This window comes from Marivita cryptomonadis (assembly GCF_002115725.1).
GTDB lineage: Bacteria > Pseudomonadota > Alphaproteobacteria > Rhodobacterales > Rhodobacteraceae > Marivita > Marivita cryptomonadis.
Genome location: NZ_JFKD01000017.1, coordinates 76246 through 98553 on the forward strand (window position 1 = coordinate 76246; position 22308 = coordinate 98553).

The 22308-nt window shown below is 60.0% G+C and carries 24 protein-coding genes; 8 read left to right on the plus strand and 16 right to left on the minus strand.

Going from position 1 to position 22308, the window contains the following annotated elements:
• Positions 1–14: 14 nt before the first annotated feature.
• The 3 genes from MCRY_RS17470 to MCRY_RS17480 are packed head-to-tail and all read right to left on the minus strand — an operon-like array spanning position 15 to position 2461.
• Positions 15–578 carry an RSP_2648 family PIN domain-containing protein gene (locus tag MCRY_RS17470; protein ID WP_085632233.1) on the minus strand — a complete coding sequence of 188 codons (564 nt, stop codon included), beginning with the start codon at positions 576–578 and terminating at the stop codon, positions 15–17.
• Positions 575–1771: an RSP_2647 family RNA methyltransferase gene (locus tag MCRY_RS17475; RefSeq protein ID WP_085632235.1), complete on the minus strand. Its 1197-nt coding sequence runs from the start codon at positions 1769–1771 to the stop codon at positions 575–577. The genes MCRY_RS17470 and MCRY_RS17475 overlap by 4 nt, the downstream gene beginning before the upstream one ends.
• Positions 1772–1822: 51 nt before the next feature.
• Positions 1823–2461 (minus strand): DUF6778 family protein, encoded by a 639-nt coding sequence (locus tag MCRY_RS17480; RefSeq protein ID WP_138487914.1) that lies wholly within the window; start codon positions 2459–2461, stop codon positions 1823–1825.
• A 204-nt stretch (positions 2462–2665) separates the two neighbouring features.
• On the opposite strand from MCRY_RS17480, the gene edd reads away from it, so the two are divergent.
• Positions 2666–4477, plus strand: coding sequence for a phosphogluconate dehydratase (edd, locus tag MCRY_RS17485; RefSeq protein WP_085632237.1), 1812 nt, complete (start codon positions 2666–2668; stop codon positions 4475–4477).
• A 42-nt stretch (positions 4478–4519) separates the two neighbouring features.
• Positions 4520–5164: a bifunctional 4-hydroxy-2-oxoglutarate aldolase/2-dehydro-3-deoxy-phosphogluconate aldolase gene (eda, locus tag MCRY_RS17490; protein ID WP_171046090.1), complete on the plus strand. Its 645-nt coding sequence runs from the start codon at positions 4520–4522 to the stop codon at positions 5162–5164.
• A 73-nt stretch (positions 5165–5237) separates the two neighbouring features.
• On the opposite strand, the gene MCRY_RS17495 is transcribed toward eda, so the two are convergent.
• Positions 5238–5822 carry an HNH endonuclease gene (locus MCRY_RS17495; protein WP_085632239.1) on the minus strand — a complete coding sequence of 195 codons (585 nt, stop codon included), beginning with the start codon at positions 5820–5822 and terminating at the stop codon, positions 5238–5240.
• Between the two features lie 167 nt (positions 5823–5989).
• Complete coding sequence (locus tag MCRY_RS17500) at positions 5990–7501, minus strand: LysM peptidoglycan-binding domain-containing protein (protein ID WP_085632240.1); 1512 nt, start codon at positions 7499–7501, stop codon at positions 5990–5992.
• 113 nt (positions 7502–7614) lie between these two features.
• Here MCRY_RS17500 and MCRY_RS17505 point away from each other — a divergent pair, with 113 nt between their 5' ends.
• Positions 7615–8166: an LOG family protein gene (locus tag MCRY_RS17505; RefSeq protein WP_085632241.1), complete on the plus strand. Its 552-nt coding sequence runs from the start codon at positions 7615–7617 to the stop codon at positions 8164–8166.
• Here MCRY_RS17505 and rarD read toward each other — a convergent pair.
• From rarD to MCRY_RS17535, 6 genes are all read right to left on the minus strand, one after another.
• Positions 8073–9023, minus strand: a complete 951-nt coding sequence (gene rarD, locus MCRY_RS17510) for an EamA family transporter RarD (RefSeq protein WP_085632243.1) — start codon at positions 9021–9023, stop codon at positions 8073–8075. The two genes, MCRY_RS17505 and rarD, sit on opposite strands and share 94 nt — an antisense overlap.
• Positions 9024–9097: 74 nt before the next feature.
• Positions 9098–9745 carry a glutathione S-transferase family protein gene (locus MCRY_RS17515; RefSeq protein ID WP_085632245.1) on the minus strand — a complete coding sequence of 216 codons (648 nt, stop codon included), beginning with the start codon at positions 9743–9745 and terminating at the stop codon, positions 9098–9100.
• Positions 9746–9814: 69 nt separating this feature from the next.
• Complete coding sequence (locus tag MCRY_RS17520; protein ID WP_085632247.1) at positions 9815–10423, minus strand: superoxide dismutase; 609 nt, start codon at positions 10421–10423, stop codon at positions 9815–9817.
• Between the two features lie 122 nt (positions 10424–10545).
• Positions 10546–11118, minus strand: coding sequence for a sarcosine oxidase subunit gamma (locus MCRY_RS17525; protein WP_085632249.1), 573 nt, complete (start codon positions 11116–11118; stop codon positions 10546–10548).
• Positions 11111–14128 carry a sarcosine oxidase subunit alpha family protein gene (locus MCRY_RS17530; protein WP_085632251.1) on the minus strand — a complete coding sequence of 1006 codons (3018 nt, stop codon included), beginning with the start codon at positions 14126–14128 and terminating at the stop codon, positions 11111–11113. The genes MCRY_RS17525 and MCRY_RS17530 overlap by 8 nt, the downstream gene beginning before the upstream one ends.
• Positions 14129–14196: 68 nt before the next feature.
• Entirely contained in the window at positions 14197–14526 is a 330-nt protein-coding gene (locus MCRY_RS17535) for a sarcosine oxidase subunit delta (RefSeq protein WP_085632253.1), read from the minus strand.
• Positions 14527–14576: 50 nt separating this feature from the next.
• Here MCRY_RS17535 and MCRY_RS22985 point away from each other — a divergent pair, with 50 nt between their 5' ends.
• Positions 14577–14741, plus strand: coding sequence for a hypothetical protein (locus tag MCRY_RS22985; protein ID WP_171046089.1), 165 nt, complete (start codon positions 14577–14579; stop codon positions 14739–14741).
• Positions 14742–14749: 8 nt separating this feature from the next.
• On the opposite strand, the gene MCRY_RS17540 is transcribed toward MCRY_RS22985, so the two are convergent.
• Positions 14750–15994: a sarcosine oxidase subunit beta family protein gene (locus tag MCRY_RS17540; protein ID WP_085632255.1), complete on the minus strand. Its 1245-nt coding sequence runs from the start codon at positions 15992–15994 to the stop codon at positions 14750–14752.
• A 185-nt stretch (positions 15995–16179) separates the two neighbouring features.
• Between MCRY_RS17540 and ccmI the strand changes: the two genes are divergently transcribed.
• Genes ccmI through MCRY_RS17555 form a run of 3 tightly spaced genes read left to right on the plus strand, consistent with a single transcriptional unit; the run spans position 16180 to position 18135 of the window.
• Positions 16180–17409 carry a c-type cytochrome biogenesis protein CcmI gene (gene ccmI / locus MCRY_RS17545; RefSeq protein ID WP_085632257.1) on the plus strand — a complete coding sequence of 410 codons (1230 nt, stop codon included), beginning with the start codon at positions 16180–16182 and terminating at the stop codon, positions 17407–17409.
• 49 nt (positions 17410–17458) lie between these two features.
• Positions 17459–17890, plus strand: a complete 432-nt coding sequence (gene ruvX, locus MCRY_RS17550) for a Holliday junction resolvase RuvX (protein ID WP_409644610.1) — start codon at positions 17459–17461, stop codon at positions 17888–17890.
• 14 nt (positions 17891–17904) lie between these two features.
• On the plus strand, positions 17905–18135 hold the full coding sequence (locus MCRY_RS17555; protein ID WP_085632296.1) for a DUF1289 domain-containing protein: 231 nt from the start codon (positions 17905–17907) through the stop codon (positions 18133–18135).
• Positions 18136–18218: 83 nt separating this feature from the next.
• Here MCRY_RS17555 and MCRY_RS17560 read toward each other — a convergent pair whose 3' ends face one another.
• From MCRY_RS17560 to dusA, 4 genes are all read right to left on the minus strand, one after another.
• Positions 18219–18740 (minus strand): hypothetical protein, encoded by a 522-nt coding sequence (locus MCRY_RS17560; protein WP_138487913.1) that lies wholly within the window; start codon positions 18738–18740, stop codon positions 18219–18221.
• A gap of 70 nt (positions 18741–18810) precedes the next feature.
• A complete protein-coding gene (locus MCRY_RS17565) occupies positions 18811–19932 on the minus strand; it encodes a calcium-binding protein (protein ID WP_085632263.1) in 1122 nt (373 codons plus the stop codon).
• A gap of 167 nt (positions 19933–20099) precedes the next feature.
• A complete protein-coding gene (locus MCRY_RS17570) occupies positions 20100–20873 on the minus strand; it encodes a hypothetical protein (RefSeq protein WP_085632266.1) in 774 nt (257 codons plus the stop codon).
• Positions 20874–20876: 3 nt separating this feature from the next.
• Positions 20877–21884 (minus strand): tRNA dihydrouridine(20/20a) synthase DusA, encoded by a 1008-nt coding sequence (gene dusA / locus MCRY_RS17575; protein ID WP_085632268.1) that lies wholly within the window; start codon positions 21882–21884, stop codon positions 20877–20879.
• Between the two features lie 198 nt (positions 21885–22082).
• On the opposite strand from dusA, the gene MCRY_RS23245 reads away from it, so the two are divergent.
• A partial coding sequence (locus MCRY_RS23245) for a hypothetical protein (protein ID WP_217808236.1) occupies positions 22083–22308 on the plus strand: 226 nt, incomplete at its 3' end.

Genomic DNA, 22308 nt, shown 5'->3' on the forward strand with positions numbered 1-22308 from the left:
TCATGTTGTTTAGATTATTCGTACGAATAATCTGAGCCCGACTGCAGTGCTTTGCCCAAACGGGGCAAACGCGCTTTTTTCATCAGCTTGCGCAGATCCCACTGAGCCCCTGACAAGCGGTTGGCCTCGGCATGAACCTTGGACACAGCGTGTGCAACGGCGTCGGGGGCGCTGGCATGCAGACCGACAAGGAATGCGTCAGGATCAGCGCGTGACAGGCCTTCCTCGGCCAAAATATTGCGCGGGAAATCCTTGGCATTGACGGTTATGATCACATCCGCATGGCCCGCGATCGCCGCCGCCAGAACATGCACATCATTGGCATCGGGCAACCAGAGCCTATCCAGCAGACCTGCGGGCGGAGAAACCGTGGCGCGAGGCCAGCGCGCAGACACCATTGCAATCTCTGCATCCGCCTGCACCTGCCCGGCCGGACCCAGCTTGGCTGCCGCACGCGACCATTCGCCCAAAATCCGCTTGGACCAAAGTGGTTCATACAGCCCTTGCGCTGCCACCCCCAGCAACACCTCGCGCATCACCGTGGGATACAGCACGCAAGTGTCGAGGCAGACCTTCACAGCCGAAAGAACAACGCTTTGAGATACCCTGATTCCGCCAGTTGCGGCAGCAGCGGATGATCTGGTCCGGCTTGGCCCGTGTGGATCAGTTGCGCGCGACGGCCTGCCCGGCCGATGCCGCGCAGACACGCGCCAGTAAACGCTGTCAGATCAACGGCATGCGAACATGAACACAGGACCAGATACCCGTCTTCAGCCACCAAAGGCGCAGACAATCTCGCCACCCGCTCGTAGGCACGCAAACCCGCCTCGCGCGCCTTATTCGACGGGGCGAACGCGGGAGGGTCGCAGACGACCAGATCGAACTCTGCCTGTTCTTCTCCAAGCGTGGTCAAGACGGCAAACGCATCACCTTTGGTGATCGAGAAGCGCTCCGTGGCACCCATATGTTCAGCGCCTTGGGCAGCAAGTGCCAACGCCGGCTCAGAGCCGTCCACACACTGTGCCGACACGGCTCCACCAGCCAGAGCGGCAAGGCCGAACCCACCGACATGGGAGAACACGTCGAGGACACGCGCGTTTTGCGCCAATCCGGCCGCAAATGCTTGGTTGGGGCGTTGGTCGAAGAAGATTCCTGTCTTCTGCCCCCCCATCAAATCGGCCATGTAGGTGGCGCCATTCATGTGAACCGAAACTGGTGCATTGGGCGCATCGCCCAATAGGACCGCATCCACATCGTCCAGACCTTCAAGCGATCGTCCCCGACCGCCAGCATTCTTGAGGATCGTGGTCACACCCGTCACTTCGGCCAGGGCCGCCGACAGTTCGGGCAGCAGCACGTCGGCCCACGCGGAATTGGGCTGCACCACGGCGGTGTCGCCGAAGCGATCGATGATCACCCCGGGCAGGCCATCTGCTTCGGCATGGATCAGACGGTAGAACGGCGCGTCGAACAGCCGTTCTCGCAGCGACAGAGCTTTGTGAAGCCGCTTCGCAAACCAGTCCTGATCCGGGGCTGTGGCCTCTGGGCCATCAAGCACACGTCCGATAATCTTGGAATTCGGGTTCACCGCCACAAGGGCCAGCGGACTGCGCTCGGCATCTTCGAGAACGGCAATGGTGCCGGGCGTCATCGCGCGGGTGCGGCGGTCGGTGACGACCTCGTTGGCATAGACCCAAGGATAGCCGCGCCGAATGGCTTGCGGTTTGGTTTTGGGCAACAGGCGGATCACAGGTAATGGGGATGGTGTCATACCGCCCCCTTTACGCCCCTCGCTTCACAGGGGGAAGCCGTCTTTTTCAGCTCAGAGATCGTTGATCGCCTGCAAGAGGCCGAGCTTGGCGGTCACATGCCCTTCCGGAATGGTCAGTTCTTCGACAATGACCCGCGACAGGTGAGCGATGATGCGCACTTTCTGAGTCTCCCCGCGACCTTCAGCCTCGAGCGCGGCTTGCCCGCCCAAACCGTTCAGGTCAGCATTGACCAGCTTCGATGGTCCAAGCGCGATCCCGGTTTCGGCATCAACAAGGCGATATCGGAAATCGATGTCATGCACGCCACCAACCGTGTAGCGGGCTTTTTCGGACAGCGAATGGAAGCGGGTGACCTGGATGTCCAGCCGAACCGGGCGTGGGCCATCAACACGTTGCGCCGCATCGCGCAGTCCGGATTCGAACATTGCCTGCACCTGGGCATAGCGATCGCCGCGCGGTTCTCCGCGCCATACGATATCCCCGATCGGATAATAGAGATTGCGGTCATTCACCTTGAGCGATCGCGGCACGTTCACCGTAAAGCTTTCGATCCGTACATCTGGTGGCAGCGCCGCCCCCAACATGGTGTCATCGGGCATCGCAGATCGTGTCGCCGTTGGGACGCCACCGCAGGCTGAAAGCGCCGCCAAGAGAATCACTGCCATCAGAGGTTTGAAAAATTTGCGCATGTCCGTGCCTCTTTTCTGGGGCTTGATCGTTTCTTTGCGGGCATACTGACGCGACATATGGACCTCATCACGGCAAAATCGGCACAATTTAAGGCAAATAACAGCAGCGCGTGAAACTTGCAGCGTAGGCGATAGACCTTTACTGTTAGCGCTAACTTCACTACATGACCAACGAACCCAAGGCGAATTTTGCGCGGAGGCATCATGGCACACTCTCTGAATGACACGATCAAACGGGTGACGGAGCGCGTTCAGGAACGCTCTGAAACCACTCGCGGTCGCTATATGGAGCGGATGCGACAGGCCGCAGCCGAAGGGCCTCGGCGCGCTCATCTGAGCTGTGGCAACCAGGCCCATGCCTATGCGGCGATGGGACAGGATCAAGACACGCTCGCCACCGAGCGCAGCCCGAACATCGGTATCGTCACAGCCTATAACGACATGCTGTCAGCCCACCAACCCTTTGAAAGATATCCCGATATCATCCGTGAGGCCGCCCGCGCCGCGGGTGGGACGGCGCAAGTCGCAGGTGGTGTACCCGCCATGTGTGACGGCGTCACTCAGGGACAGGTCGGAATGGAACTGTCGCTTTTCTCGCGCGATGTGATCGCTTTGGCCGCTGGTGTGGCGCTCAGCCATAACACGTTTGATTCTGCGCTGTATCTTGGTGTGTGTGACAAGATCGTGCCGGGGCTTGTGATCGCCGCAGGAACATTCGGCTATCTTCCGGGCATCTTCATCCCGGCCGGTCCCATGCCCTCGGGCCTGCCGAATGATGAAAAGGCCAAAGTGCGCCAGAAATTTGCAGCCGGTGAAGTGGGCCGCGACGAGTTGATGAAGGCGGAAATGGCCTCGTATCATAGTCCCGGCACCTGCACTTTCTACGGCACGGCCAATTCAAACCAGATGCTGATGGAGTTCATGGGGCTGCATTTGCCCGGGAGCAGCTTTGTCAATCCGGGCACACCGCTGCGCGAAGCACTGACGGTGGCTGGCACCGAACGCGCACTCGAGATCACGCAGCTGGGCAATGACTACCGCCCGGTCTGCGATGTGCTTGACGAAAAGGCCTTTGTGAATGGTATCGTGGGATTGATGGCGACGGGCGGTTCAACGAACCTTGTGCTGCACCTGCCCGCTATGGCACGCGCTGCAGGCGTTGAACTGCGGCTTGAGGACTTTGAGGATATCTCGTCCGTCACACCGCTGATGGCAAAGGTGTATCCGAATGGATTGGCCGACGTGAACCACTTCCACGCTGCGGGCGGTCTGGGCTTCATGATCGGTGAACTGCTCAAGACAGGCCTGCTGCACGAAGATGTCAAAACCGTTGCCGGTGACGGCCTGCATCTTTATTCGCAGGAACCGAAGATTGCGGATGGGCGCGTGGTTTACGGCCCCGGCGCGGGCGAAACCCAGAACGACAGAATCCTGCGCCCGGCCAGCGATCCGTTCCAGCCGACTGGCGGACTTAAGCAACTGGCGGGCAATCTTGGCAAAGGCATGATGAAAACTTCTGCCGTCGCGCCGGAACGCCATGTGATCGAAGCGAAAGCCCGCGTGTTCCACGATCAGGAAGACGTGAAAACCGCGTTCAAGAATGGCGAATTCACCGAGGACACCATCGTGGTTGTCCGCTTTCAGGGCCCAAGTTCGAACGGGATGCCGGAGTTGCACAGCCTGACCCCCACGCTATCCGTGCTTCAGGATCGCGGTCTAAAGGTGGCTCTGGTCACCGATGGGCGCATGTCCGGTGCCTCGGGCAAAGTGCCGTCGGCCATTCATGTGTCGCCCGAGGCGGCCAAGGGTGGCCCGCTGGCACGGGTGCGCGATGGCGATCTGTTGCGCGTCGATGCGGTCAGCGGCAAGATTGACTGTCTGGCAGCCGACTTTGCTCAGCGTGAACCAGTGACCGCGGACCTGAGCGGCAATGGTCATGGTGTCGGGCGCGAGCTATTTGCGGCGTTCCGCGCCAATGTAGGGCTGGCGGAATACGGCGCGGGTGTCGTGGTTTAACGCATCACATTAAAAACCTGCCACAAGCTACAGGAATAAAATATGATTACGCCTCTACAAGCCAGCGTCGAAAGCGAAAAGCTCTGCCGCCTTGCACCGATCATACCGGTGCTTGTGGTGGATGATGCCAGCGTTGCACGCGCTTTGGCCGAAGCCCTTGTCGCGGGTGGATTGCCGGTGCTGGAAGTAACATTGCGCACGGACGCCGCTTTGGACGTGATCCGCGAGATGGCACAGGTCGAGGGCGGCGTTGTGGGTGCAGGCACCCTGCTCACCCCCGAGGACGTTCAGAACGCTGTAGACGCAGGTGCGCGGTTCGGTGTCTCACCGGGCGCTACGGACCGCCTACTGGACGCCTGCGAGGCGGCGGATCTGCCGCTTCTGCCAGGGGCTGCCACCGCGTCTGAGGCGATGGCGTTGCTGGAGCGCGGTTATACCGTTCAGAAATTCTTTCCAGCCGAAGCGAATGGCGGCGCGCCCGCGCTCAAGGCTATTGGCGCACCGATCCCGCAGGTACGGTTCTGTCCAACAGGGGGCGTCTCGCTCAAGAACGCGCCGGATTATTTGGGCCTGTCGAACGTGCTCTGCGCCGGGGGAAGCTGGGTGGCTCCAAAAGACCTTGTCACCAAGGGCGACTGGAAGGCCATTGAAGAGCTGGCGCGCGAGGCGGCGCAGCTTTCGAGGTAAGCACCGGGAAGCGCCTTGTAAGCCGTTTATCAAGGCGTTTAACCAAGCCTTGCCGCCCGTAGGCTCGATTGCGTCACGCCTGTAGCTCGGCGTCCCAGTACAGAAAGTCCATCCAGCTGTCATGCAAGTGGTTGGGCGGAAACTTACGCCCCATGTTCAACAACTCCTGAGCCCCCGGCTGTCGGGGCGGCTTGCGCAGCGCCAAACCCGCCTGACGAAGGCTTTTGGATCCTTTGCGCAGGTTACACGGCGCACATGCCGCGACCACATTTTCCCAGGACGTTATACCGCCAGAGGCACGCGGCACGACGTGGTCAAAGGTCAGTTCACCCTTTGCTCCGCAATACTGGCAGCGGAATTCATCCCGTAGAAAAAGATTAAAGCGCGTGAACGCCACGCGCTTTTGCGGTTTGACATAATCTTTAAGCACCACGACGCTCGGTATTCGAAGCGTCATCGACGGGCTACGGACCACCTCATCGTATTCTGCGACAATGTCCACCCTGTCGAGAAACGCCGCTTTCACCGCGTCCTGCCACGGCCAAAGTGACAGCGGATAATAGGACAAAGGCCTGTAATCCGCATTCAGCACAAGTGCCGGATGGTGTCGCAGCGCACCCGGTTCGCGTACAAAAGCCGTTCTGAAATTACCATCCATCGCGGGACTCGTCTCCTGCCCTGTCTGCCTGTTCCAGCCTCAGGACGGGAGCCCCGCCCCGATCTATAATCAATACTATATATCGCGGACGCCAACGGACAACCCCCGCAATATGCGGTATGGTCGCAGGGCTAGCGCAATAAAATCACAGCTGCGTGACACCCACGTCAGTCAGGGATGGAAAAGACCTGTCCGGGGTATATCAGATCAGGGTCGCGGATGCGGTCGCGGTTGGCTTCAAAGAGTTTGACATAAGCCGGGCCTTCGCCGTAGCGATCCCGCGCAATCGCCCAGAGCGTGTTGCCCGGCTGAACCGTCACGACCTTGATCACTGAAGGCCCGCCAGCGCGGTCTGCCGCTTGCGCCAAAACGACCGGATCTTCGCGGCGGAACGGGCTTTCGACCCGTGATGTCACCTCACCCGCTGCATCCACCGCATCGACCCGCAATGTGTAGGTACCTGTGTCTACGTCAGGCAGTTCGGCGCGCCATTGGCCGTCGGTTCCGATGTCAGTCGTCAGCACCGGCTGGTTGTCGAGATAGACCCGAACGAATTCCTCTGCTGATCCACGCCCGGTGAGCGCCACTGCGCCCGCGTCTTCATAGGTGATTGCGTCGAGCGCAATCTGGTCGAGCGCTTCGGGCGCGCTACCACCGGTCTGAAGGATATTCACACCCGCTTCGGTCGACAGGATCACCGCTGGCGCGCTTGCCGCCGGGGGTGTTTCTTCGCTGGCGGTGGTTGCCACCGTTGGGGGGGCGACCGGGTCGTTGGTGACGGTTGCGACCTGCTCTGACGCTGCGGCGTCCTCTACCGGGGGGGGCGGCACGTTGGCTACAGCGGTTTCGGCCCCGTTTGCGATCTCTGTGACTTGGGTGCTCTCTGCTGTCTCGACACGAGCCGTGGCGTCTTGCTGCGCGGGGTTAGGCGGCTCTTGTGTCTCGGAGACCTGTGCGCTTTCGTCGTCCGGCTGTTCCGGCAGCGCGGCGATCTCGACTTGCGCGCTTTCGGCCACTGGCTCTGGTTGTGCTTCCGGAGCTTCAGCAGTGCGCACTACGGGGGCCAAGATCACCTGATCCAAACTTTCTGCCTGACCCAGTTCGCCATCCGACAGCAAACTGACAACGCGTGGTGCGTCGTTGAGAGGAAGATCGAGGAATGCCACAAACTTGCCCGACCCATCCACCTCAGCCCGGCCGGCTTCAACTCCGTCGATCAGAACGGTTACATCGCGTGCGCCTGGTGCACGTCCTGCGACCAGCGTTTGCCCATCCGGGGCGACGCGGACGATGTCAAAGGCTGGCGCCTCGGGCGCGGGCGTGGCTTGCGGCTCTGCTGCTGCGATTGTGACGTCTTCCGCCTCGTCCAAGACCGGTGAAGTGTCGTCTGCCGCACTCTCGGCGACATCGGTTGGCGCGTCGGGTTCAGGCGCCAACGCAGCGACGTCATCGGTGTTGGACGTGTCCTGTTCAGACACCTCTTGTTGCGGTGCCACGACAGCTTGTGCAGGCGCCGAGGTGGCATCGGGCTGAGGCGCGACTTGCGCGCTTGGGGCATCAGTTGTGGTTGAGGGAAACAACGAGCCACTGGCATAAAGCGCCAATGCCACCGCACCCGCGGCGGCCACGCCTCCAAGCACAAGCCCGGACCTGCCGTTTGCCAAAGCGAATTTGCTCATCTTACCCCAAGTGTCCGTGACAGAATGGCAATATGCCTATCCCGCAGTTGAGCGTGTCTATCAACACAGGTATCACGAGGCAACTTTTCGCCTAGAGTCAAGGATGTGCCCCCATGATCAAGAAGTCCATCTGTGTCTATTGCGGCTCACGTCCCGGCCAGAACCCGGCCTATGCCGATGCAGCAGATGCGCTTGGTCGTGCGATTGCGGGCGAACATTGGCGGCTGGTCTATGGCGCGGGGGATGTCGGGCTGATGGGCACCGTGGCACGCGCGGCACAGGACGCGGGGGGCGACACGTTCGGGGTGATCCCGACGCACCTGATGGATCTGGAGGTGGGCAAAACCGATCTCACCCGCTTTATCATCACTGAAACCATGCATGAACGCAAAAAGGTGATGGTGATGAACGCGGACGCCATCGTCGTGCTGCCGGGTGGCGCCGGATCGCTTGATGAGTTTTTCGAAGTGCTCACATGGCGGCAATTGGGCCTGCATGGCAAGCCTATCATATTGCTCAGTGTCGATGATTACTGGGCACCGCTTACCGCACTGCTGGACCATGTGGTCGATCAGGGTTTTGCCGATGCGTCGCTACTGGGGTTCGTGGAGACCACCACTTCAGCTTCGGACACCATCACCGCCCTGCGCCGCGCCCTGTCCTGAGTGAAAGCGCTGCTGGAATAGATCGCGAGCGCCGACCAGATCAGGGCAAACGCGATCAGGTGGACCACGCCAAACGGTTCCCCAAAGATCAGCACGGCCACAAGGAACTGAAGCGTGGGATTGATGTATTGCACGATCCCCACCGTCGACATGGTCAGCCGCCTCGCGCCAAAAGAAAACAGGATCAGCGGCATGGCGGTGATAGGACCTGACGCCATGAGCAACAGCGATTGCGTCAGTTCTTGCCCAAATGCGCCGCCCTGCCCCATATGCAGGTAGATCAGCCATCCCAGTCCAAGCGGGCAGAGGATCAGCACTTCGGCAGAGACCGAAATGACCGGCCCAAGATCAAGACGTTTCTTAAGTAACCCGTACAAGCCAAAGGTGCTTGCCAGAACGAGTGAGATCCACGGCAGGATGTGAAGACCGATGGTCAACGACATCACACCCGTTGCAGCCAGCGTGATAGCCACCCATTGCGTGCGGCTCAGGCGTTCGCTGAGCACTAAGCGGCCGATCAGAACGGCAACGAGCGGGAAGATATAGTAGCCCATGGATGCTTCGGTCGCGCGTCCGGCGTGAATCGACCAGATGAACAGAAACCAGTTCACCGAGATCAGAAGTGCGGCAGCCACGATGACCTTGAGCGACGCAGGGTTCTGCACGGCACTCCAGAGAACATGAAGGCGGCCTTGCACCCCGATGACGATCCCGAAGAATACCAGCGACCACACGGTGCGATGCGCCAGCACTTCGTGCGAGGGAACGTCGCTCAACGCCTTGTAGAACAAGCCGGACAGCCCCCAGATACAGCAGGCGGCGATCAGCGCGACAACGCCTTTCTGAGTGTCTGTCATGATGGGCCTCCACCGTCAGCGGTATCCGGCGGCACCGGGATGCGCAAGGGTCTGATGTGCCGGTCAAGATCAGCTCAGAGCGCACCTTTTTCGTGCATGTAGCGCAGCATTTCAGGACGGTAGGCGGTCATTTCGTCTGCAACTGCGGGATGCGCCAGCATCTGCGCACGATAGGCGATCACTGCTTTGGGCCAGTCCAGCACGGGAATGACCGGGCCTTCGAACAGCGCGATCCATTCCAAAGTGACAATGGTACCGCAATCCCCCATCCAAAGCTGATCGCGGGGCAACTGCGACCGCTCGAGCATCACAGCCAGTGCGTTGAGACGTTTGGTGATCATCGCATGCGCTTCGGTGATGGCCTTTGGATCGCGGGTCGCCGGAGCGACATGGGGAAACGTCAATCGCAACGCCGGTTCCAGCCGCGTGTCGGAAAACCGCGACCGCTCGCGTGACAGGGCCCTGCCGATCATTGTGTTGGGCAGCATTGGGCGGTCGGGGTGCTTTTCTTCGAGGTATTCTGCAATCGCCTCGCTGTCGGTCAGCACCAAATCGCCATCCAACAGCGCCGGGATGTTGCCGGAAGGCACGATGGACATGTATTCCGGCGACCCACCGCCACCGGGGGGCGGCATCTCTTCAAACGCGAGCCCCTTGTGCCGCAACAGGATGCGGAGCTTGGCACAGTATAGCGAATGATCCGAGGTGATGACGCGCAGCATGATCAGAGTGTCCGAAATGCAAAAAGCCCTGCCAATCTGACAGGGCTTTTCAAGATCAATGTCAACCGATCAGGCGTTCGACAAACGCTCGGCCACGTTTTCCCAGTTGACGAGATTGTCCAAGAAGTTGGCAAGATACGCGGGCCGCTTGTTGCGGAAGTCGATGTAATAGGAATGCTCCCACACGTCGCAACCCAGCAACGCTGTCTGGTCGAAGCAGACCGGGTTCACGCCGTTTTCGGTCTTGGTGATTTTCAGGGTGCCGTCGGTGTCTACGACCAGCCAAGCCCAACCAGAGCCGAATTGGCCTGCACCAGCGGCTGAGAATTCTTCCTTGAATTTGTCGACTGTACCGAACGCGTCAGCGATGCGGGATTCCAGATCGCCCGGCATTTTGTTGTCGCCGGGACCCATCATTTCCCAGAACTGGTTGTGGTTCCACAGCTGGCTGATGTTGTTGAAGATCCCGTTCTGTGCAACGGCAGAGGCGTTGTAGGTGCCCTTGATGATCTCTTCCATCGACTTGCCGTCCCATTCGGTGCCGGCGATAAGCTTGTTGCCGTTGTCGACATAGGCCTTGTGGTGCAGGTCGTGGTGGTACTCGAGTGTCTCTTTGGACATGCCTTTGCTGGCCAGCGCGTCGTGGGCGTAGGGCAGATCAGGAAGTTCGAAAGCCATGGTGGTGTCCCCTCGTTGGTGCGTCAAATTACACAGGCATACCTGATGTGACGCACCGCCAAGGTCAAGCCCTGCGGCTGCGCCAATCCGGGAATAATCCTGCCTCTCAAGGGATAAACGCGTCAGCGGGTGAAATGGTTCACTGCCGAAGAGTCATCCGCTGACATGGACAGAATACCGAACATGTACGCGGCGACCGACCGGAAGCAGACCACACGTGCCGTGCTGGCATCGTCCATCCAGAAAGCGGCGGCGACCTGTGCCATGCGCGTGCGTCGGACCATACCGGGGGTGAATGCGTCTGCGCGCATGTCGACGGGTGCCAGTTTGGCGATCACTTCGCGCAACATAGTGCCTTTCAACTGGAACACGGCGCGGGCGTCAGAAACATTAACCACCAGCGCATGGGCGTCTGCCAATTTGGCCGCCAAATCATCTGCAAGATCTTGCGCCTTGTCATAGGAACATAGCAGCATGGCCTCGTCCGGCGACATCCAGAGAGCGCCAGTGTCCCCAGAAAATGCGGTTTCGCGCGTGCCCGGCAGCGTGACACCGAAAACGTCATTCACTGCGGTGACGATGGTGTTATCCGTCAGATCGCCACGCAGGGTCACCATACCCTGCCCGGCCAATTCGGTGATTTCGACCAGACCGTCAAAATTTGCGCCACCCAGCGCCAGAGCCACGTCAGACATTCTGCTTCTCCCCCTCGGGATCAAAGAACACCGGGTTCACAATCCGGGCTTTCTTGGGCGGGTTGCCGCCATTGGTGAAGGTGATCACGTCGCCCATACGGTCAGGCCCGTTCAGGACCAGCCCCATGGCGATGCCCTTGTTCAGAGTTGGGCTATGGTATGTCGAGGTCACACGGCCTTCGGTATTGGTCTGGCCATTCTCGTTCACACCGTCCGCGATGGCATAAGCGCCATCCTGAAGGACCGAGCCGTCCAGCGTTTCGAGACCCACCAGCTTCCAGCGCTTGGGATCGGTCATGTGCGACCGTGCCTGCGCACGCTTGCCGATATAGTCCTCTTTCTTCTTGGAAATCGCCCAATCGAGACCAAGGTCCTGAGGGATTACCGTGCCATCGGTTTCATCGCCGATCATGATGAAGCCCTTTTCGGCCCGCATGATGTGCAGCGCCTCGGTGCCGTAAGGCGTGATGTCCCACTCCTTGCCAGCCTCGATCAGTTTGTCCCAGAAGGCGCGCCCCAGATTGGCAGGTACGGCGATTTCGTAGCTCAGTTCGCCCGAGAACGAGATACGATAGGCTCGCACGGGGAAGCCCGCCAATTCGCCGTCTTTCCACTCCATGAAGGCCAGCGCCTCTTTGCTGACATCCATGCCACCCAGCTTTTCCAGTAGCTTACGGGCATTCGGGCCAACCACGGCGACCTGCGCGAATTGCTCGGTCGCGTTGACGGTCCAGACTTTCCAGTCCCACAATTCGGTCTGAAGCCACTCTTCCATGTGGGCGTGGATGCGATCCGCGCCGCCGGTGGTGGTGTGGCAAAGGAATGTGTCCTCGTCGATGCGCGCGACCACGCCGTCATCCGACAGAAAGCCGTTTTCGCTGCACATCAGGCCGTAGCGACATTTGCCCGGTTTCAACGTGCTCATCATGTTGGTGTAGAGCATGTCGAGGAAGCGGCCCGCGTCGGGGCCTTTGACGATGATCTTGCCCAGTGTGGACGCGTCGAGCAGGCCGAGGCTGTTGCGGGTGGCCAGCACTTCGCGTTTGACCGCATCATGCACGCTTTCGCCCTTGCGCGGGAAAGCATAGGCGCGGCGCCAATGGCCGACCGGTTCCCAATGCGCGCCGTTCGCTTCGTGCCGGTCATGCATCGGCGTCTTGCGGATCGGCTGGAAGATGTCGCCGCGTGCTTCGCCCGCAATCGCACCCATCGAAATGGGGGTATAGGGCGGGCGGAAGGTGGTGGTGCCGACCTGTGGAATATCTGCACCCAATGCATTCGCAAGGGTTGCAAGGCCGTTGATGTTGCTCAGTTTTCCCTGATCTGTGGCCATGCCAAGCGTGGTGTAACGCTTGGTGTGTTCGACCGATTCAAAGCCTTCCTGCGCGGCCAGTTGCACATCGGCCACTTTGACATCGTTCTGGTAATCCAGCCACGCTTTCATGCGCAGTTGCTTTTTTGCACCTTGCGGCATCATCCAAACCGGAACCAACGGGGCTTCATCGGGCGCTTCGCCGCTGGACGCGGCGGCATCGCCCTTTTCAGCACCGACACGCGCGGCGGCGGTTTTGCCTGCGTTTGCCGCGTTTTGCAGCACGTCGTTCAGGTGGAACGCGCCATCGGCGGCACCGGAGGTCACGACGAACGGGTTGCCATCATGGCTGGTGGGCGCGCGGTCATGATCGGGGCGGAACGCGGCTTGGGACGCGTCCCAAATCAGCTTGCCACCGCAATGGGACCAGAGGTGCACCACCGGAGACCAGCCGCCGGACATGGCGACCGCATCGCAGAAGATCTCCTCGAGCACTTCACCTTCGCCCGCCTGAACACCGCGGCAAACGGAATGCACACGTTTCGCGCCCTTGACCTTGACCGCCGCCGCGCCGGTTTCGACGCGGATGCCAAGCGCCTTGGCTTCGTCCATCAGAGCGCCTCCACCTTCGGGACGGGCGTCGAGGATCGCGGGCACCTTGAGACCGGCCTGCACCAGAGCAATAGCGGTGCGGTAGGCGTCGTCGTTGTTGGTGACGACCACGGTGCGGTCGCCGGGGCTGACGCCGAAGTTCACGAGGTAGTCGCGCACGGCAGAGGCCAGCATCACGCCGGGGATGTCGTTGCCGGCAAAGGAGAGCGGGCGTTCGATGGCGCCGGTTGCGGTGATGATTTGCGCTGCACGAATGCGCCACAGACGGTGGCGTGGACCGGCCGCTTCGGGCGCGTGATCGGTCAGGCGTTCGTAGCCAAGAACATATCCGTGGTCATAGACCCCTGCCCCCATGGTGCGGGTCCGGATCTGTGCGTTGGGCAGTGCATTGAGTTCCTCGCGGGCCTTTGCGATCCAGGCGTCTGGTTCCATCCCGTCGATGGTGCCACCGTCAACTGGCGCGCGCCCCCCCAGGTGGGCGGTCTGTTCGAGTAGCAGAACCTTGGCCCCGGCACGGGCAGCGGTCAGTGCGGATTGCAGACCAGCCACGCCGCCGCCGATCACCAGCACATCGGTGAAGGCGTAGAAATGCTCGTACCGGTCTTCATCGCGCGACTTGGCATCCGGGGCTTTGCCCAGACCGGCAGAATGGCGGATGAACGGCTCGTAGATGTGTTTCCAGAACGGGCGCGGATGGATGAACATCTTGTAGTAGAAGCCGGCGCTGAGGAAGCGCGACAACAGGTTGTTCACGATGCCCACATCGTAGTTCAGCGACGGCCAGTGGTTCTGGCTGATGGCGGTCAGACCGTGGAAAATCTCGGTCGTTGTGGCGCGCTGGTTCGGCTCGAACCGGTTGCCGGTGCCCAGGCCGACAATCGCGTTGGGCTCTTCGGAACCGGAGGCCACAACGCCGCGCGGGCGGTGGTATTTGAAGCTGCGGCCCATCAGCATCTGGTCATTGGCCAGAAGCGCGGAGGCGAGCGTGTCGCCCTGATAGCCGTTCAGGAGCGTGCCGTTGAACTTGAACGACACGGGACGGTCGCGGTTGATCAGGCGGCCCTGGGTTTGAACGCGGGTGCTCATAAGTCAGACCTTGGCGCTGGCGGAAGCGTCGGAGCCTCCGGCGGGAGTTTTCTGGGCAAGATGAAGGATCACGCGATGGTCCTCCATGTGAAGCCGGGGCGTTTGGCGCGGATGGTGTCGAGGATGTCTTTCGGCGGCTCGGTCGTCTGGGCGCTGTAGGTGCCGAACACTTCGAGCGTGTTGGTGCAGCGCGCCGCGTGGAACCACTTGCCGCAGCCGTTCACATGCCGCCAGCGTTCGAAATGCACCCCTTTTGGGTTTTCGCGGTGGAACAGGTAGCCGGTGAAATCCTCGTCCGAGCTGTCGGGGCCGAAGCGTGTCAGGTGCGCTTCGCCGCCGGCATGCAGTTCGGTTTCTTCGGCAGCCACGCCGCAATAGGGGCAGGTTATCAGGAGCATGGAGTTGGTCCTTTTGACACGCAGCCCAACCACAGACTAGGCTGTTGGTTATGGAGCAGAATTTCGACATCACGCCGATTATTCAGATCGCGCCACTTGCGATTCTGATTGTGCTGGCGATTTGGATGATCCGGCGTGGATCGCGACAAAAGCCTCATGACAAAGGCGATATAGGTGCCGGTGGATCGCACCGGCCCGGCGATTGGTGGCACTGAGGTCTTCATCAATGCGCCACCCCCGCAGCTACGCTCTCATCAATGAACCGGCCCTCGCGGAAACGGTTGAGGCCGAACTCGGCGGTCAGCGGCGAGTAGCCCTTGGCGATCAGCTCGGCCATGCCCCATCCGGAGCCGGGGATGGCCTTGAAGCCGCCAGTGCCCCAGCCGCAGTTGATAAAGCAGCCGTCGAGCGGCGTCTTTGACAGGATGGGTGAGCGGTCGCCAGTCATGTCGACGATGCCGCCCCACCAGCGCAGCATCTTGAGGCGCGAGATCATCGGGAAGGTCTCGACCAGCGCGCGGACGGTTTCCTCGACATGGTGGAAGGACCCGCGCTGGGTGTAGTTGTTGTAGCCGTCGGCACCACCGCCGATGACCATTTCGCCCTTGTCGGATTGCGACATGTAGCCGTGCACGGTGTTGGCCATCACGACCACGTCCATGCAGGGTTTGATCGGCTCGGAGACAAGCGCTTGCAGCGCCACGGATTCAATCGGCAGACGGAAGCCCGCCATTTCGGCCAGAACGCCGGAATGCCCGGCAACGACGATGCCCAGCTTATCGCAGTCGATCTCGCCCTTGGTGGTGGTCACGCCTGTGACGCGACCGCCCTCTTGGCGCACAGCGGTGACTTCGCATTGCTGGATGATGTCCATGCCCATGTCCGAACAGGCGCGGGCATAGCCCCAGGCAACCGCATCATGGCGCGCGGTGCCGCCACGGGGCTGCCAGAGCGCACCGAGCACGGGGTAGCGCGGGCCTTTGAGTTCGATGATCGGGCACAGTTCCTTGACCCGGGCGGGGCTGATGAACTGGGTCTCGACGCCCTGCAGGTTGTTGGCATGCGCGGTGCGCTGGTAGCCGCGGATCTCGTGTTCGGTCTGGGCCAGCATCATCACGCCGCGGGGGGAGAACATGATGTTGTAGTTCAGGTCCTGCGACAGCGTCTCGTAGAGCGAGCGGGCCTTCTCGTAGATCGCGGCCGACGGATCCTGCAGGTAGTTGGAGCGGATGATGGTGGTGTTGCGGCCCGTGTTGCCGCCGCCCAGCCAGCCCTTTTCGATCACGGCCACATTGGTGATGCCGAAATTCTTGCCAAGGTAATAGGCGGTTGCAAGGCCGTGGCCCCCTGCCCCCACGATGATCACATCGTATTTCTTTTTCGGCTCGGGCTTGCGCCATGCGCGTTCCCATCCGGTCTGGTAACGGAGGGCTTCACGGGCAACAGCAAAGGCGGAATAGCGTTTCATATGGCGCGACTCGAAGCTTGATGTGATTTGACGGATATGTGGACCGAACAGAGCATAATGCGGATACTCACAGCGCCCTTTTGACGTGATTTTGCGACATGGCGCTTTGTCACGGGGTTTTGCCCTTTTTTCAAGCGGCCTCCGACTATAGATGTCCTTGAAACAGCTTGTGGATATTGCTCACGATGACGCTTTTCTGGACTGCGACCCTTCTTTTGGCCACAGCGATGGCGGGCCTGTTGGCGCTGGCCCTTTTGAGAGGACACCGGCAGACGGGCCCGGCGGAAGCCTTCGATTTGCAGGTGTATCGCGACCAGTTGACAGAAGTAGACCGGGATCTGGCACGCGGCGTGATCTCTGAGGAAGATGCCGAACGGCTGCGCACAGAGATTTCCCGGCGCATTCTGACAGCCGATGCCAAAGCGCAGGCACATGGTGATGCGGGGGCGCAATCGCCGGTTCTGGGAAGCGTCGTTGCTGCGCTGATGGCAGGTGTTCTTGTTGGCGGAAGCTATTGGATTTACGCGCAGATCGGCGCGCCCGGATACGGGGATCTGGGTCTGGCCGCACGTATGGAAATGGCCGAGAGCGCGCGAGCAAACCGTCCGTCGCAGGCCGAAGCGGAAGCAGAAATGCCTGCCACCTCCGAGACCGAAATCCAGCCGGAATATGCGGCACTTGTGCAACGGTTGCGCGGGGCGGTCGCCGAACGCCCGGGCGATCTTCAGGGCCATATCCTGCTGGCGCGGTCCGAAGCGGCCATGGGCAATTACCTTGCCGCCTATGAGGCGCAGCAACAGGTTCTGTCGATCAAGGGGGATGATGCAAACGGCAAAGATTACGCCGATCTTGCCGATATGATGGTGTTGGCCGCTGGCGGCTATGTGTCCCCCGAAGCGGAACGCGTGCTGGAAGCGGCGTTGACGCGAGATCCCGAAAACGGTGTGGCGTTATACTATATGGGGTTGATGATGGCACAGACCGGACGCCCTGATGTCGCGTTCCGGCTCTGGGATCGTTTGCTGCGGCAAAGCCCCCCCAACGCGGCTTGGCTGCCGCCGATCCTGACACAGATCGAAGAGATGGCATTCCGAGCCGGGGTTGCGGATTATCAAGTGCCAGCGATCGCGGGCATACCCGGGCCGAGCGCGGAAGATGTGGAAGCTGCGGGCGAAATGAACGCCGAAGATCGGCAGGACATGATCCGGGGTATGGTTGCTCGTCTGTCCGACAGGCTTGCCACCGAAGGCGGCACCCCCGAGGAGTGGGCGCGTTTGATTTCTTCGCTTGCAATTCTGGGCGACGAGGCACAGGCGATTGCCATTTGGAACAACGCACAAGAGGTGTTCGCCGACAATCCGGACGCTCTTGAGATCGTCCGCGAAGGCGCGCGCGCCGCAGGCTTGGTGTTATAGACCATTGATTCTTGACGATATCTCCGAGTTCGCGGCAATCCTGCCCCCCATGCGCGCGATTGCGGGTCTGGACCTAGGGACCAAGACCATCGGGGTTGCAGTTTCAGACGGCATGCGCAGCGTTGCAACGCCCCTTGAGACCATCAAGCGCACAAAATTTGGCAAGGATGCCGAAGCTTTGCTGGCAATTCTTGCCAAACGTGACATTGCCGGTCTGGTGCTGGGGCTGCCTCGCAACATGGATGGGTCCGAAGGGCCGCGATGCCAGTCCACCCGTGCCTTTGCACGGAACTTTTCGGCGCTTTGGGATCGTCCGATCACGTTCTGGGACGAGCGGTTGTCGACCGTTGCGGCAGAAAGAGCACTGCTTGAGGCGGATACGACCCGAAAACGTCGCGCAGAGGTGATCGATCATGTCGCGGCAAGCTATATCCTGCAAGGAGCGCTGGACCGACTGCGCCATATCCAAGCCGAGGCATGAAGGAATTTGCGCCGATGAAAGATGACATCTGGGCCCGCGACGAGATTGAAAGCCCCTGCGTGAAGATATGCGTGGTGCATCCTGAAAGCCGTCTATGTACCGGCTGTCTGCGGACCATAGACGAAATCGGGGCATGGTCGAAAATGGCACCCGAGGCGCGGCGACAGGTGATGGCAGAGCTCCCGTCTCGCGCCGGTCAGTTGAGCAAACGGCGCGGCGGACGGGCGGCGCGGCTCAAACGCTGAGACACGCCTAGAACAACACATCCAAATTAAAAAAACCGGAGCGTCAGCTCCGGTTTTTTGGTTTTTGTGTCGATGCGTGAGGCTTAGTCGAGACCAAGCACGCAGATACAGAACTCTTTGGCCTTGCTGTGCGCCTTCGAGCTGACCTTCACGTTGTACTGGATCTGATATGTGTGATCCGGTTTCGCAAGGCAGCACGCCGTCACTTCAACATCCTTTGGCGCTGCGGCGCAGAAGTTGCGACCGAGATAGTACATATCCGGTTGCACATCAGCAGTGAACATCGCGCGACGGTGTCCGTTTGCGTCCGTCACGCATTTTACCTTTGGACAGGACACTGGCGCGGGCTTGGGCGTGCTTCTGACTTCACGCGGTTCGCGTGGCTCGTCCGGTGTCTGCGGCCTCTCCGGCGGCTGCGGAGGAACTTCCGGCTCTTCCGGCTTCTCCGGTTCTTCCGGCTTCTCCGGTTCTTCAACAGTCGGAGGCTCCGGTGCCGGATCACAATCTTCGCCTGGGTCGCATGCGTAGGCAGGCGCGCTCAGCAAAGCCAAAAACAAAACGAGGGCAAGTCTCATATCTTTTCCCTTTAAAAACCGCTTACTCATGCGGCAGTGGATATCAGCTTTTTGTGCCCAAGCCCAATCACAGTTTTGGACACAAAGGTTTTCAATGTAGTCAAGTCGCCTGTGCTAGCGCCGCAACTTCGACAACAAGGATCTGGTCTAGCGACACCGGGCCGGACCCTGACGATACGGTAACCACAGTCTGACCATTGAACTGGACAATGCTGTCGCCCGTAAGTTCGTCAGTTTCGATGGTGATCGACGCGTCACTCGAAGTTCCCTCGGGCACCGAGACCAGAACAACTTCGCTCTCTTCAAGGTCGATGATTTCCGGGGCGTTCTCAGGGTCGACCCACGTTCCAGTGATGAAGAGGTCAGTCCCTTCTTCCCCAAAGGCAACATCGCCAGAGCCCATCTGGATCTCGTCGGCACCCTGCCCGCCCAATAGAACGTCGGGGTCGTCCAAATCGCGGGCCGAAATCACATCGTCCGTATCGCCATCCCAAACACCGAAAATCTGGTCATCGCCTTCACCACCATCAAGCGTGTCTGCCCCGGCACCCCCGAAAAGGGAGTCGTCACCAAAACCATCGAGGATGCTGTCATTCCCGTCGCCACCGAAAATAACGTCATTGCCTGGACCGCCGAACAGCGTGTCATTGCCTTCGCCACCATTGAGTTCGTCATCGTCTTCTTGGCCATCCAGAAGATCGTCACCGGTATCACCAAAGAGCGTGTCGTTGCCAAGCCCGCCAGCGATGATGTCATTACCCGTGCCACCTGCAGCGAGGTCATCACCAGAATTGCCATCAAGGGAATCATTACCCTCGCTGCCGAAAACCTGATCGGCACCGTCACCACCGAAGACGCTGTCGTCGCCAATCTGCCCATCAAGAATGTTATTGCTGGAATTTCCTGTGATCTGATCATCACCACCAGCGCCAACTACGGTTTCGGCCCCTTCTGAAGCTGTGAGAGTGTCGCCGGTTTCAGTCCCGAACGTCACGCCGTCCACTGTCGTACCATCATCTGATCCATTGGTGGTTACACTGGTGTCCACGCCATCAGCATCCGTATCGACCGTATCTGTTCCAGAAGTTTCGGTGTCGGCAGCATCGGTTTCGCTCTCGGCGCCTGCAGGGCTATCCGCATCATCTTCGTCGTCCTCTAAATCAACAAAGATGCCAGCCGACAGGCCGATAAGCGTCAATGCAAGAAGTGCTGCGTATTCCATGTTACGTTAATCCCAAGATTACCGATCGGCATTCAAACTACCCCTGACGCGGCGATGCCTCATAACAAAATCGACATTTTGAACGAAACTGTTAGGAAATTCGCAACAGTTTTGTCCGTGCGCCTGTCATTGTCGCAGGTCGGCTTACTGAATATGGCGGTGCCTTATTATTGCCGCAACCAGGTGGGGCCTGATTCACACGATGCCGGGCGCAGATACGCCACCATCCTGCCGTCACCAGACGCCTGTGCCGTAGGCTGCCACGGCGCAACGCCATGCAGCATGAAAGGGTTGAGCAAAACGCCCTCTCCCGGTCGTGTAAAGAGCGGAGTTCGAGTGCATTCGGAAAACACCCGCTTACGGGCGGCTTGATAGACATCGGTCACGTCAACACCGGACCATTCTGCGTCTGGCACGCCGCCAAGGGCGTCAATCATCGCCTGCTGCAGGATATGATGGCTTCCCGGCCAAACCACGAGCGGGCTGGCGCCAGATGTTGTTTCGGTCAACGGCAATCCCAAGATCCAGTCATGACGCTCGCGTAGAAAGCGCCACTTGGGTGTGCCTTCCGCAATCAACCCATCCATATGTGCCGCATCGCGGTATCGTCGGTAGCGGAATGCTGCCTCGCTTTCACCAGCGCGCGGACGCGGATACCCCGGATAGGTGATGGACAGCTGCGCCGGATGCAGGTCCACTCGTGCACCGATCCACGACTTGACAGGTTCCGGCAACGGCACCGCGCTCACTGAACCGAACGGATCGCTGGGCAACGCATCGACACCAACAAACCACGTGCCTTCGCATTGAAGCCACGTCGCCCGCATGGACAGGTCACTGGCCACACTGCGCCCAATGTCACGGGCCGCTTGCGCCCAGCGGAAGATTTCGGGATGCCACGCGAAACGAATGAATCCGCAGTCCGGCCAGTTGCCTATCATCGCTCAGCCTGTGACCGTATCCGGCTGTTGCATCCGCTCCAGAGCCTCATCCAAAAGCGAGACATCTGCGCCGGGCCGGTTCGCCTGTTCCGACAGGACACGCCGCCACATCCGCGCGCCAGGCTGACCCGAGAAGAGCCCAAGCATGTGCCGTGTGATCTGGTGCAATTTCCCGCCATCTGCAAGATGCGCTGCAATATAGGGACGCATCTCATCTATCACCGCAACCCGCGTACGCACTGGCGGAGGCATATCGAAAATCCGGGCATCGACATCGGATAGAATGTCCCAAGGGCGGTGATAAGCGGCCCGCCCGATCATCACACCCGTCATGCCCCGCGCAATCAAATCCACTGCATCATCAAGCGTTTCAACCCCGCCATTGATCGACATCGGCAAATCACCAAACCGCTCGGACATACGCAGCACGAGATCATAGTCGAGCGGCGGAATGTCCCGGTTCTCCTTTGGTGACAACCCCTGAAGCCAGGCCTTGCGGGCATGAATGATCAGGTAATCGCACCCAGCATCTTGTACGCGCGAGATGAAATCGGGCAGCACCTGCTCCGGGTTCTGATCATCCACCCCGATCCGACATTTCACCGTCACCGGCACAGCAACAGCAGCTTTCATCGCCCGCACGCAGTCGGCGACAAGATCGGGCGTCTTCATCAGCACCGCACCAAACGTGCCCGATTGCACACGGTCGGACGGACATCCCACATTCAGGTTGATCTCGTCATACCCCGCCGCAGCCCCCATCCGCGCCGCCTCAGCCAGTTCCTGCGGATCCGACCCACCCAATTGCAACGCAACCGGATGCTCTGCCGCATTGTGATCAAGCAAGTGAACCGCCCCCCCACGTACCAACGCCGGAGCCGTCACCATCTCGGTATAGAGCAGCGCCTGCCGACTGATTTGCCGATGGAAGTACCGACAATGACGGTCGGTCCAATCCATCATAGGCGCAGAAGAGAGGCGCGCTGCCGCGGTGGCTGCGTTATTGGGCATTCTTAAGTCTCCTATGGTCCACGAACTGGTTTCGTGCGGCCATGTTGCACAGTTAGTACACAGGAAATGTCGTCGTCTAGGCCCCCGAGCATGGAGACAGGTAAACGGCGGTGAATGGGAGGTTTGTGTTTTTGCCCCCCTCCTTTACCGCAAATCCGAAACGGAACGCGAATGTCTTGTGTATACACATAAAACCCAATGAGCTCATTTTCTGCCTCCCAAGGAGGCAAACAAGACAATGGCTTCTATCCGGAAGCCCCGGTCGATCTGCCTGCTATCGACGCGGTGGCTGATGCGCTACCAGCGGGATTTTCGGATCGCATTGCGGGACAGATCCTTCTACGTGCCGGACACGCGATGACCTTACTGACAAATCAGGTCGTTCGAGAACATCGTTGGCCGCTCCTGAGCCGAACCGTGTGGG